Annotated in this window: 10 protein-coding genes; 7 read left to right on the forward strand and 3 right to left on the reverse strand. The window is 33.1% G+C overall.

The genetic code is table 11. The features are described from left to right. Nucleotides 1-40: 40 nt before the first annotated feature. On the reverse strand, nucleotides 41-808 hold the full coding sequence (locus tag Q7P22_RS08515) for a DeoR/GlpR family DNA-binding transcription regulator (protein ID WP_303863121.1): 768 nt from the start codon (nucleotides 806-808) through the stop codon (nucleotides 41-43). Between the two features lie 397 nt (nucleotides 809-1,205). On the opposite strand from Q7P22_RS08515, the gene lspA reads away from it, so the two are divergent. The 3 genes from lspA to Q7P22_RS08530 all read left to right on the forward strand — a co-directional run bounded on the left by lspA (nucleotide 1,206) and on the right by Q7P22_RS08530 (nucleotide 4,662). Beyond that, complete coding sequence (gene lspA / locus Q7P22_RS08520; protein ID WP_303863123.1) at nucleotides 1,206-1,628, forward strand: signal peptidase II; 423 nt, start codon at nucleotides 1,206-1,208, stop codon at nucleotides 1,626-1,628. A 391-nt stretch (nucleotides 1,629-2,019) separates the two neighbouring features. After that, nucleotides 2,020-2,901 (forward strand): hypothetical protein, encoded by an 882-nt coding sequence (locus tag Q7P22_RS08525; RefSeq protein ID WP_303863126.1) that lies wholly within the window; start codon nucleotides 2,020-2,022, stop codon nucleotides 2,899-2,901. A gap of 174 nt (nucleotides 2,902-3,075) precedes the next feature. Next, a complete protein-coding gene (locus Q7P22_RS08530; protein WP_303863128.1) occupies nucleotides 3,076-4,662 on the forward strand; it encodes a hypothetical protein in 1,587 nt (528 codons plus the stop codon). A gap of 742 nt (nucleotides 4,663-5,404) precedes the next feature. Here Q7P22_RS08530 and hcp read toward each other — a convergent pair. Then, the gene (gene hcp, locus Q7P22_RS08535; RefSeq protein WP_303863131.1) at nucleotides 5,405-7,120 is read right to left on the reverse strand and encodes a hydroxylamine reductase; all 1,716 of its coding nucleotides are present in this window, start codon (nucleotides 7,118-7,120) and stop codon (nucleotides 5,405-5,407) included. 477 nt (nucleotides 7,121-7,597) lie between these two features. Between hcp and Q7P22_RS08540 the strand changes: the two genes are divergently transcribed. The 4 genes from Q7P22_RS08540 (at nucleotide 7,598) to Q7P22_RS08555 (ending at nucleotide 11,771) form a co-directional block, all read left to right on the forward strand. Further along, on the forward strand, nucleotides 7,598-8,683 hold the full coding sequence (locus tag Q7P22_RS08540) for a DVU_1551 family NTP transferase (protein WP_303863133.1): 1,086 nt from the start codon (nucleotides 7,598-7,600) through the stop codon (nucleotides 8,681-8,683). 54 nt (nucleotides 8,684-8,737) lie between these two features. After that, nucleotides 8,738-9,760, forward strand: coding sequence for an XdhC/CoxI family protein (locus Q7P22_RS08545; RefSeq protein ID WP_303863135.1), 1,023 nt, complete (start codon nucleotides 8,738-8,740; stop codon nucleotides 9,758-9,760). Nucleotides 9,761-9,791: 31 nt separating this feature from the next. Continuing rightward, nucleotides 9,792-10,826 carry a molybdopterin-binding protein gene (locus Q7P22_RS08550; protein ID WP_303863138.1) on the forward strand — a complete coding sequence of 345 codons (1,035 nt, stop codon included), beginning with the start codon at nucleotides 9,792-9,794 and terminating at the stop codon, nucleotides 10,824-10,826. 102 nt (nucleotides 10,827-10,928) lie between these two features. Further along, complete coding sequence (locus tag Q7P22_RS08555; protein ID WP_303863142.1) at nucleotides 10,929-11,771, forward strand: TylF/MycF/NovP-related O-methyltransferase; 843 nt, start codon at nucleotides 10,929-10,931, stop codon at nucleotides 11,769-11,771. Nucleotides 11,772-11,896: 125 nt separating this feature from the next. Here the strand turns inward: Q7P22_RS08555 and Q7P22_RS08560 are convergent, their stop codons facing one another. Continuing rightward, entirely contained in the window at nucleotides 11,897-13,279 is a 1,383-nt protein-coding gene (locus Q7P22_RS08560) for an MFS transporter (RefSeq protein WP_303863144.1), read from the reverse strand. Nucleotides 13,280-13,644 lie beyond the last annotated feature (365 nt).

Consider the following 13,644-nt stretch of genomic DNA (forward strand, 5'->3'; position numbering starts at 1 on the left):
TTAAACTAGGGTTTAATGAGTCTAAGGCGTTTTCCTGCTGTTAGATAATAATTAGTTCTGTAAAATTAGAAATAGTAGATTTATTGTCGTTCGGAATATTATCATCTGTTATTACAAGATCTATTTCACTCCAATCAGCTACTTGAACCAAAGAGCTTTTTTCGAATTTACTGTGATCTAAAAGTACTACAGATTTACGGCTTCTTAATATGAGCTCTTTTTTAATATCAATATCGAAAAAACTCGTAGTACAGATACCATCTCTATGGAGTACGCCACTAGAACCTAAAAAACATACATCCATTGCAAAGGTTTGCAATGCGTTTTTAGCAAGTTCTCCTCTAAAACACATATCATGGGGGTGGTATTCTCCGCCTGTGCATATCAAAGTATTCTTACTAGAAATCAGTTCTTGAGTAGCTGGAAATGAATTTGTAATAAATATATTGTCACTCATTTTAGCATATAAGCTTGCAAGAACAGTAATAGTACTGCCAATATCTAGGCCGATGATGTTGTCCTTTAGATTAAATAACTCTATTGCTTTAGTAGCCAGTTTCAACTTTAAATCATAATTTTCCGTCTTCCTTATTGAGACAGGAGAAATAATATCGCTTTCATTGGCAATTGCTCCTCCATGAACTTTTTTTAAAATCCCGTGTTCCTCTAAGTATGCGAAATCTTTACGAATTGTTTCGTCAGAAACCTTAAATAGTTTTATTGCATCAGCAATTCTTAACATTCCATTTTGATTTATTATTTCTACGATTTGATTTCTGCGTTCAACAATTTTGCGAGAAGTAATCAAGTATTGTTCCCCCTTGTGTAGTGAAATGTGCGTGGTAATATAAATAATATCTTAATCATATCATATTTGTCAAAATTTAAACCCAAAACAACCTTATCTGGTTTATGCTTAAGTTGTTTGTCTAAATGTTTATATGCATGCGGTATTTTTACATATAAAGAATTATTTGTTAAAATGAACAATGTTTTTAGTTTTTATGTATGATTAAATACTAACACAGCTTTAACAGTACTGTAAAACATTATCCTCTTTTAATAAGAGAAGTCCTTTTCTTTTCCTGTTAAAATCTCTGGCAAAATAACATTTTAGAAGCTATAATTAAAGTTAACGAATTACCTCATGCTATATAATTATTAAAATTTAGGTACTACTTATTTTATAAGAGGCAGTGAAGCAAATGGTTTATATTTCTATTATACTTTTTATCATTTTTATGGATTTAAGCTCAAAAAAGTACATTACAGAGTATCTAAAAGTAAACTCTTTTAAAAGAATAACAAAACATTTTTATCTCAATTTAGTAGTCAATAGAGGCGCTTTTTTAGGGTTTTTAAAAAATAGGCAACGCCTTTTAAAGACGATTATTGCTTTATTCCTTCTCATACTCCTAGGGGTTCTTATTTTTTATAATCAAAACAACGCAGAGCCAAGGATGCTATTAGCTTTGTCTTTTATCATTGGTGGTGCAAGTGGTAATTTTGTTGACCGAATTTATAATGGTTATGTTACGGACTTTTTGTATATTAAATATAAAAAACTTCCAGTATTTAATATAGCAGATATCTTTATTTTTCTAGGTGCAATTTTATTAATGCTTTAATTCATCTCAACGGAGTTTTAAGAAAATTTATCTTAAAAAATGAATGTTTATGTGAAAAGATGTTAATAATAAAATTAGGCAAAATCTACAAATAAATAAAAAATCGTTTGCAAATAAATAACCATATATAATATAATATACGTATAAGTATGTCAATGTAAAATTTGTTTTTTTAATTAAAATATGTTATAATAGATGCATAGCCGCATTCATATTCCAATACAAGGATTTGTAGGAAGAAGATGGAGCGGTTTTTATATATTCGTTTGAAAGTAAACGGTTAAGAGTAGAGAGGGGATGTATTCCTTGGGCTTACTCAATTTTGTACAGAACATCAAGACAAATACTGCGGAAATTATTATTGTTGTATAGATATGAGAGGGGAAGGCGTATGGATATCATTAATGAATTAGTAAAACACGACAATTTTGGCGAGGGAAGTATCATTAAATACAACGATAATGTTGTAGAAATAAAATTTGAAACTGGAAATAAGAAATTTATCTTTCCTGATGCATTTGCATCTTATCTGACTATTCTTGATCAAAATATCGCATCAGATATCAAAAAACTTATTGAAGAAAATGAAATCGAACGTAAAAAGATAGAATTAGAGATTGAACACAAAAAAATGATTGAGACTCAAGAGCGAGAACGTCGTTTAGAAGTAGAAAAGTTTATGAAAAGCAATAAAATTCATCCTAGTTCTCAAGCTGTTTTTTGGTGCCAAGAAGAAGACATAGAACAAGTATTTGCTGACTGGATGGTTTACACTGGTGTAATAAAAAGCGGTATCAAAAAAGGGGAACCAAATCGCCCTATACGAATGCATCAAAATAGCGCCTGTCTATTAACTCAGAGAGATTCTGGAGAACCAGAAGATCGAAGAAAAATAATTGGCGTATACATGGTTCATGAGACTTTTTCAGGTAATCAATGTGAAGATGGTTATATTCCTGCTCACTCAATATATAAAATTCGTTTATCAGAAGAAGAGTCTCAAAAGATGTTATTCTGGAATTATTATATTAACAAAAGATATCCTCAGAACACAACATGGAATACTGGTATATATCGCTATTTTGAAAATATCTATATGGCACAAATATTGCGAGATATTGCATATTTAAAACCTGAAGGTAAAGAAAAAGAAATTGCTCAGAACTTTTATAAACACTTTTGCAAGATGAACAATCTAGTTGAAAATCAAATACCACAACCTAATGGAGTATTAAAACAAAATAATAATTCTGTAGCGGAGGCTACAGTTTAATGCAATAAAAATGCAAAAGACGGTTAAGGCCGTCTTTTGTTATATAAAAAACTTGTGAACTTATTTGCTTTTTTTAAGAAAATCAATTGCATTGTATCATTAATATTGTGAAGAAGTTAATTAATGGTATAATTAATGCGTATATATAATTAAATAGTGAAAGGAGTTCTATTAATGAGTTTAAAGAAATGGCATAAGATATTAATTTCATACGCTTTTCCTTTATTGGTTTTACTTATTGTTTGGTATATTACGCTAATTCCCTTATCTTTTCAGTCACTAGGGTTCTGGTTTTGTTTGTTTTCGTATATTGCCGTGAGTACTGTACTTTGGATGATTTTAAACGGTCGTCAAGGTACAAAAGTATTTAAATTTTCTTCGGTATTAATCGCAATCGGTGTAGTGGTTATTATCATAGGTAGTGTTGGCGGTTCTGCAATTTTTCGTTCTAAAGGATATGCTAATATCCTGACCTATACCGAGGGGAACTTTGAAGAAGATCTAACAAATAAAGACCCAGCAAATATTCCAACTATAGATCGTGATATGGCAGAGAGATTGGGGAGTCGGAAAATTGGAGAAGTCCTGAATCTTGTTTCTCAATTCGATGTAAGTAGTGAATACACTCAGATAGCTTATCAGGGCAAATCTGTGCGAGTTTCTCCACTTCAATACGTAGGCTTTTTTCGTTGGTTAACCAACCGAAGTGAAGGAATTCCTCATTATATTACTGTAGATATGGTCTCTGGCGAATCTGAATTAGTTGATCTCAAAGACAGTATTTATTATTCTCATTCTGGATTTTTTAATGACGATATTAACCGTCATATTTTCTTACATTATCCCACGGTTCTATTTGAAAATCCAGCTTTTGAATTAGATGAAGAAGGCAATCCTTATTATATTGCACCAATTGTCAAAAAGAGATTTAGTTTCTTAGGTCCAACAGATGTTGTAGGTGCTTTTGTCGTGGATGCTACTAATGGTGATATTAAAAGATACGATTTAAAAGATATACCTAATTGGGTGGATCGAGTGTATCCAGCGGATATGGTCATGACACATATTAATTATAATGGAATGTACCAAAAGGGATTTTTAAATAGCCTAATTACAAAAAGGGGCGTAATCCAAAATGCAGAAGGGTATAATTATATTGTATTAAATGATGATTTATACCTTTATACAGGATTAACATCTGTCGTATCCGATGAATCAAATATCGGATTTACTTTAATCAATTCACGTACAAAAGAAGCAAAGAGGTATAATTTGAGTACTGCAACAGAGTGGAGTGTTATGGAGAGTGCTCAAGGTTCCGTCCAAGAAAAGGGGTACATAAGTACATTCCCATTGCTGTTTCGAATGGAAGGAAGGCCTGTTTATCAGCTTTCACTCAAGGATGAAGCTGGTTTGATTAAACTTTACGCTTTTGTAGATGCAACAAATTATCAAAAAGTAGGAATTGCAAATTCATTAGCAGGTGCTTGGAGCAATTTTACAGGTGGCGTTATCTCATCACCAAGTGAGGAGGAAGTAGACCCAATTGTAGAAAAACAATCCGTTAGTGGAAAAATTGCAACTATGGCAGAGGTTGTATTAGACGGAGAGACAACCTACTTTTTTACATTAGAGGGAAATGATCAAGCCGTTTATACAGTTAAGGTATCTGTAAATAAACAACTGCCTTTTATTCAGGTGGGAGATTCTGTAAAGATAGAGGTATCTGGTACTGAAGTAATTGGTTTAATAAAAGAATGATGTAGGGCAGAAGGTTATTCAAAATAAAAATTATGATGTTAAAATGAATTGTTTTTTATTTAAATAAATTTTTTTGCATAGTATTTTATGAAACAGACATAATAAGATTATAAAGTAGTGCAGAGGAGCTGTTAGCAAGAGTAGCAAGTATTGAAAATCGAGGAGAGAGGTGATGTGAGTTGAAAAGCTTGATTTACCACGAACCAGAGATTCGAAATATTTCCGGCGCTCCAACAATAAACAAAGGCTTAGACATTTGGCCAAAGGTTATACGAGCAGTAAGGTAGCTAAAATATTTGCTTTATAGCAAATATTGATTTTGTCAACAAATTCATTGTGTAACATTTATCTCTTTGTAGGTTTATGGACAATGAAAAAATAATTCCTCTTCACTCTTTATGGCAGGGAGCTTCTCCCTGCTTTTTTTCGTGAAACAGTGAGCCAAGCAAAAACGCAGCTTTTGCAGTATCCATGCTATGCTATAGACAAATGGCTTGCCAATTTGGCTGTGGTATATCATGAATACGTAAATAAAAACTTGTTTTTATTTGGAGAATGGCGCGACTTCAGAAATGAGCGTAGCGAATTTCTGAAGTCTAACTTATAAAAAAGAACGCATCTGTCGATGCGCCCTTGTAAAGGTTATTTGTATAAGGTAAAGTTTTATAATTCGGTATCCTTTTTCGCAGAAGAATGACCGGGAGGAATACTTAAAAGCTAGCGACCTAAGTACCTTCGGCACTTAAGCTTCCATGAACATTCCAATATCGCTTTCTACATCTGTAATGCCACCAATACCAAATGTATCAACTAGTACTTTTGCTACATTAGGAGATAAGAACGCTGGTAGTGTTGGTCCTAGATGAATGTTCTTTACGCCTAAGTATAGAAGAGCTAAAAGTACAATAACTGCCTTTTGTTCATACCAAGCAATATTATAAGATATTGGAAGGTCATTAATATCATTTAATTCGAATACTTCTTTTAGTTTAAGTGCAATTACTGCTAAGGAATAAGAGTCATTACATTGTCCTGCATCTAATACTCTTGGAATGCCACCAATATCCCCAAGCTCTAATTTATTATATCTATATTTTGCACAACCAGCAGTTAGAATGATTGTATCTTGTGGTAATTTTTTGGCAAATTCAGTGTAGTAATCTCTACCCTTCATTCTTCCATCACAGCCTGCCATAACAAAGAATCTCTTAATAGCACCTGATTTAACAGCTTCTACTACTTTATCTGCTAAGCTAATAACTGTAGCGTGAGCAAATCCACCGACAATTTCGCCTTTTTCAATTTGAACAGGAGGTTTGCATTTTTTTGCATGATTGATGATTGCTGAAAAATCTTTTGGTTTTCCATCTGCTATGTGTTTTACTCCTTCAAAACCTGTAGCTCCAGTAGTGTACATTCTGTCTTTGTATTCTGGTTTTGGAGGTACAAGGCAGTTTGTTGTCATTAAGATAGGTCCATTAAAACTTTTAAATTCTGTATCTTGTTTCCACCATGCATTTCCATAGTTTCCAACAAAGTGTTTGTATTTTTTGAAAGCAGGATAATAGTGAGCTGGAAGCATTTCACTGTGAGTGTATACATCTACACCTGTTCCTTCGGTTTGTTTTAATAATTCTTCCATATCTTTTAAATCGTGACCGCTTATTAAAATACCTGGGTTTTTATTTACACCAATATTTACTGTAGTGATCTCAGGAGAGCCATAAGTAGATGTATTGGCATTGTCTAATAAAGCCATAGCGTCTACACCGTATTTACCACATTCTAATACAAGAGATACTAAATCATCTGCGCTTAAGCTATCATCTAATGTAGCAACTAATGCTTTTTGCATAAATACATTGACCTTTTCATCTCTAGCGCCTAAATTATCTGCGTGTTTCAAATAAGCAGCCATACCTTTTAATCCATAAATCAACAGTTCTCTAAGAGAGCGAACATCTTCATTCTCTGTTGCTAGGACACCAACTTTTGGCGCTTTTTCACGTAATTGCTCTGTAGTATATTCTGCTTGGGTATCGTTACTACCTGAGAATAAACTAAAGATTTTCTTTAAGATACCTTCTGAATTTACATTGCTAGATCCCCATGTAGCTGCATCGTGTAAATCATTTCCAAGTTTTCCACCGGCTTTTTCTACTTGTGCTTTTAGTTCATCTCTCATTAATAAACCTTTTTTAACATTAGCTTCGAAATAATTTTTATCAAAATTTGCATTTGTAATAGTAGAGAAAAGACTATTAATGATAAAATCATCTATTTCAGCATTTCGAATACCTAATTCATTTGCTTTTGTACCATAAACGGAAATTCCTTTTAATACATAGATTAATAAGTCCTGCAATTGTGCTACATTTTCATCCTTGCCACAAATTCCTTTTACCGTACAACCAGTTCCTTTTGCTGCTTCTTGACATTGATAACAAAACATACTCATAATAACGCCCCTTTAATATTGTATTTTTTATATATATTATAACAAATATAACGAAGTGAAACTTTATATATTTTTGTGCTTCATTTTTCGATAACCTAAGTATAAAGGTTCGTTATAAAGTTATCGGTAACTGAGGTTACGAAAACTTGTTATTTTTTAATAAAAACAGTGGACGATTCTCAATCGTCCACTGCACAGAATAGAAATATCTTAAATTATAAACTCAAATATGCCTTTTTTCTCCAATATATAGTATTTATGATATTATATGTTAGGAGATGGCTCGTGTTCATAATAGCAGGGGATAGATAAAGCTTTCTACACAATCATTCATTCAGTAATAGAAAAGGATTAGAATAAAACAAATGTCAAATTTTATTAATAATTTAAGTAATATTATAATTTATTCATAAAAATATGATAAAATAATAACATATTGTATTATATGTATTAAAAAGATAAGCATGGAGGTGAATTATGAAAAAGCATAAAATTGGTGCTGTAATTGCAGTAGCAGGAATGTCTTCTAGAATGAAAACCTTCAAGCCATTGATGATTATAGACAACAAAACGATTATTGAAGTAACAGTTGAAAACTATAAACGTGCAGGAGTTGATGAAATTTTTCTGGTTACAGGATATCGGGGCAATGAAATTGAGGAAGTATTTAAAGATGGAGAGATTCATTTTATAAGGAATACAAATTACGATTCAACTCATATGTTTGACTCCATTGTCATGGGTCTTAGACAAATAAGGGACAAAGTGGATTATGCATTTTTATCTCCTGGTGATAGTCCATTTGTTCAACAGTTTACGCTAAAAGGAATGATAGAAGAAATAAAAGATGCTCGAATAAAATTAGTACAACCTTCTTATGAAAGTGAGAATGGTCATCCTTTATTATTAAAAAAAGATGCCTTTAATAAAATACTAGAGCACGATGGCACGATGGGGTTACAAGGCGTAATAAACAAAATGAGGAGTGAATGCAAAAATATTTCTTTTATAGATCCTGGAATAATATTAGATGCAGACGTTAATCTTGACTATATAGAACTTTTAGCGTTTAATGACAAAAAAGATTGTCCTGATGTTGATATATGTCGCAAAATTCAAGATTACTTTCATATGACAGATGCTGTAAAACTGCATTCTGATAAAGTCGCGCAAAAGGCTTTAAGCATTTGTGAGTATCTAAGTGATGAAGGAATATTTCTTGACAAGAAAATAATCCTAGCGGCCAGTTTGCTACATGATATTGCGAAAGGCAGAGCGCACCATGATAAAGTTGGTGCACAGTGGCTAGAGGATATGGGATATAAAAAAATTGCTCACATTGTATCTGAACATATGGGATTAGAAGAGATTCCCTCCATGATAACCGAAAAGGAAGTTGTTTTTTTATCAGACAAATTAGTAAAGGAAGACAAATTTGTCCCCCTCGATGAAAGATTTTCGGTTAAAGAAAATATGTACAAGAACGACGAGATTGCGTTGAAAGCTGTAAAAAGAAAGAAAGAGCAAGCTGAAATTTTGTACAAAATGATATTTAATAATTGAAATAAGAGCGAGATCACAATATATATACAACACTAATGGTAAGGAGAGAAACCAATGGAATTTTTTAAAAAATTACAGCAAATCGATAAGAGCAAGGACAATAGAATCTTAACCATTGTATCAGGTAAGAATATGGATTCTAAACTGCTCTTGTCAAATGGAGAAATCGTTTATACGAACAACAATAAAGTAAATTGGCAACAATGGATAGATCAAATTACACAAAACAGTAAAAGTCAAATAATTACTGTAGGTGATGAAAAAGCGTATATGGAATTTTTAACACAAAAATACAATGTGGTTATATGTGGAGCAGGCCATATTTCAATGCCGATAATAAGCATGTGCAAGCTTCTTGACTTGCCAGTGACTGTAATCGATGACAGAACTTCTTTTGCAAATAATGCAAGAAATGCTGGTGCAGACTTGGTGGTTTGTGAACCTTTTGATAGTGCATTAGATCAAATTAAAGGTGACAATGGCACTTTTTTTGTCATAGTCACAAGAGGACATCGATATGACCAAATCTGTTTGCAGAAAATAATCCAAAAGGAAAATGCTTATATCGGAATGATTGGTAGCAAAGTGCGTGTTGCCAAGGTCTTAGACTACTTAGAGGAGGAAGGCATTGACAGAGAAAAACTCAATAAGGTATATACGCCAATCGGATTAAAAATTGGGTCAGAAACTCCTGCAGAAATTGCAGTATCTATTATGGCCCAAATAATAGAAGTAAAAAACAAGAAGATTGGAACGAGTACTTATAGTAAGGAAATTATGAGCTACATTTTAGATGAAAAATATCAAGATATGCCTAAAGCATTAATTACGATTGTTTCGAGGCGGGGCTCTGCTCCAAGAGAAGTAGGAACAAAAATGCTTGTATTAAAAGATGGTACCATGATTGGCACAATTGGAGGAGGTTGTGTTGAAGCAGACATAAGGCAATCCGCATTTTCATGTATTGATAATCAAGAGTCTAAGTTAGTAAGAGCTGATATGACTGGGGAAGAAGCAGAAGATGATGGAATGGTTTGTGGCGGAATTGTAGAGCTATTTGTAGAAATCATAAAGTAAAATTATATGAAATGAGAGGAGACATAGTAAAATGAATCAAATAAAAACGAAAGATGCAGTAGGTCATATACTCTGTCACGATATTACACAAATCATTAAAGATGTTACGAAAGATGTGGTCTTTAAAAAAGGTCATATTATTAGGGAAGAAGATATACCTGTTCTCTTGTCTGTTGGCAAAGAAAATCTCTATGTATGGGAAAAACAAGAGGGAATGCTCCATGAAAATGAAGCCGCAGAGATACTTTATGGTATCTGCAAAAATGAATATATGAAGCCTACTCCTGTAAAAGAAGGAAAAATAGAAATTATTGCAGATACATACGGATTATTTAAATTAGATTCACAAAGGCTTTTTCAGATTAACAGTTTAGGAGAAATGATCATAGCCACAAGACATGGCAATACCATTGTCAGAGAAGGAGACAAATTAGCTGGCACAAGGATTATTCCTTTGCTCATTGAAGAAGAAAAGATGGTGACGGCTCAAGAGATTGGCGCTGGAAAACCTATCATGTCCATTATGCCCTTTAAGCACAAAAAAGTCGGCATTGTAACAACAGGAAGTGAAGTTTTCCATGGAAGAATAAAGGATACCTTTGGTCCTGTAGTTATCGAGAAATTTAAAGAATTTGATGTAGAAATAATGGGTCAAACCATTGTAGATGATAAAAAAGAGCAAATTACTGCTGCAGTATTGTCATACATAGAAAATGGGGCAGATGTTGTAGCTTGCACTGGTGGCATGAGCGTTGATCCAGATGATTGTACCCCTGGAGCTATAAAAGCTACAGGAGCAGAGATTATCACATATGGAGCTCCAGTACTTCCAGGAGCTATGCTATTAGTAGCTTACTATGATTACAAGGGCAAAAAAGTACCAATAGTAGGTCTTCCAGGATGTGTTATGTACTCAGACCGTACCATCTTTGATTTAATTCTACCTAGAATTATGGCAGATGACACAATCAATAAAGCAGATTTAGACAGACTAGGAGAAGGAGGATTATGTCTAAACTGCAATATATGTACATATCCCAACTGCGGCTTTGGGAAAGGCTGCTAAGAATTTAGTAAATAATATGTATACTTTGTCTTAAAAGACCATTTTTAGTTCATACTTCTTAACTAGAAAATAAAAAACAGGTGGCACAAAGCGGAGGTTATAATGAAAAAAGTTTTGATATTTGGAGCAGGACAGGCTGGGAGAATGATTGGCAAATTACTTCATGGAAGCTGTGAATTAATTGCATTTACCGATAACAATTATAAGAACCTTCCAATAGCTTTAGAGGGTGTCCCTATAATCTCTCCTAATGATATAACCATGAAAAAAGCGGACGCTGTAATTGTTTCAGTACTAAACAAGGAAGCATCAGAATGTATCTGTCAACAGCTTATATCAGAAGGAATAAATGAAACAAAGATTTTAAATATTAATAGATTAAGAGAATTGTTTGATATTAGGTTATCAACCTTAAGGTTGTTAGCTAAAGAAATCAACGATAAAAATGTAAAAGGAAATGTAGCAGAACTTGGAGTATACAAGGGATATCTTGCGAGAGAAATAAATACATTGTTTAAGGAACGGAAATTGTATCTTTTCGATACATTCGAAGGTTTTGACTCAAGAGACTTAGAATGTGAAAATCTATATGATAAGAGTAGATCTAAAAGAGGGGATTTCAGCGACACAAGCATGGAACAAGTAAAAAGTGTATTGCCCTATCCCAATATGGCTGTCTTTTGCAAAGGGTATTTTCCAGAAACTGCACTTCATGTGGAAGATACATTTGCATTTGTAAGTCTAGATACAGACTTGTATCTACCTACATACAATGGCCTTACATTTTTTTATCCTCGCCTATCTAAAGGAGGATACATATTAATTCATGACTATAATAGTACTCAATTTCCAAATGTAAAAAAGGCTGTAGAAGATTTTTCGAAAGAACACAATATAAGAATCATTCCACTTTGTGACTTACACGGAAGTGTACTTGTCATTTAAGAACAAGAGCCTTGCATTTTGCAAGGCTCTTAGCTTGTGAATAGGAAAGTCTTACTTTTGACTATAGTTTCTAGCTCAGTAATGCTAGTGACTAAGGACGAACGAGTAGAGCTAGCAATGAGCGATTATTTTCTTGTAGCAATTTCAGCTTCCATTTCTCTTACCTTATTGTCTGGAAGATTATAGAAGAACATAATTGCAAAAGCCACCACTGCAAAAATAAATGGAGCAATAAAGAAGATGTTCTTAAATCCTTCGATAATTTCAGGGCTGATGTTTTCTGCTTTTGCATCAAATCCTAATGCAGCAATTCCTGCTGTTAAGATAAGACCACGAACTAAGATACTTACCTTAATAGAGAAGCCAGAGAAAGCCATGATAACACCTTTAGTATCTTTACCTGTTTTCCATTGGCTATAAGTAGCACCATTAGAATAGAATGAAGATGTTAATCCATATGAGAAGCCAAAGAATACTTGCCCAATTCCCATTATAGTAATAACAGCTATTACATTTTGTGCTACAAAATATGCAAGGATAATAGATGCAGCGTAACCACCCATTCCTAAAAGGTATGTAAGCTTTGTTCCAATCTTTCCTACGATAGAAGGGGATGCAATTGCTCCAATAAATCCTGCAATATTAAATACAAGAAGGAATACAGGTTGTAAGGCCATGCTATTTGTTACATAATTAAAGTAATAGAAAGAAGCAGCCATTAATAAATAGTATCCAATTAATTTTGTGAAATCTGAAATTACGAATAATACAAGGTTCTTATTAGAAAATACAGACTTAAACATATCTGCTAATGAAGGACCTTTCTTTACTTGAGTTTTTGTGCTAGAAGCACTTATGGGTTCTTCATATCCTTTAGAAATAGCAAAATGCATATAATAAGCTACCATCATAACTGCTGCGAAAATACCTGCTGTTACAGTAAAGCCAAGGCTTGATCCTTCTCCAAATATTCCAGTGAAGAATAAGACTACAGGCATAGTCAAGTAAGAAGCCACTACTTTACCTACAGTAGAACCAGCTGCTCTTCTACTTGATAAGAAAGCTCTTTCTCTTGGATCGTCTGTTAAAACAGATACAAGAGACATATTCGCAGTCCAAGATACATTCCAAACTGTATGACTGATGATAAAACCTAAACTAATAATAATTGCGGCAAGTGTAGGGGAGCCAATGTTCGTAAATTGGAATATATAGAATAGCACGACAAATGGTGGTCCAACTAATAACCATGAACGGTATTTTCCCCATTTTAGATTGGATTTGTCTAAAAATACTCCTGCAACCAATGAGCTGACAATATCCGCGATTCCAGTGATTGTAGTGATTAACACGACTAAAGCATTTGGAAGCAATGCATAGTTGGTTAAGAACGGTGTAAAATAAGATGTCTCGACGAATGTCATAAAAGAAAAACCAGCATCTGCAATACCAAAGAAAGTCTTAATTTTGCTGTTGATTCTTCTACCCGCCTTTTGAATTTTGTCCATTATTTCATCTCCTCTTGTCTGTAAAGCATTACACTTTTACATAAAAAAGCACCATGAAATGGAATGAATAATAGAGTATTGCTAGTAAAAACGTAACAAAGGTATCGCTTTGCGATACCTTATAATAATCACAATAATTTTCTGTATTCTTACTATATCTTATGTATATTCATAGGTGTCTTTTATACCAAGTGTTGCTCTGCAAATTTATATTTATATAATATTATATTCAATTAAGATTGTCAATATGTCGCAAGATATAGAATTATATTAATCGTTCTGTTCCTAGAATTACTTTTCTATAAGCTTAATAACTCAACTTTCCCACCAATAAAAGTGGGCTCCATGCTTGATAATTCAAGCAA

The organism is Alkalibaculum bacchi (assembly GCF_937875145.1).
Lineage (GTDB): Bacteria > Bacillota > Clostridia > Eubacteriales > Alkalibacteraceae > Alkalibaculum > Alkalibaculum bacchi_A.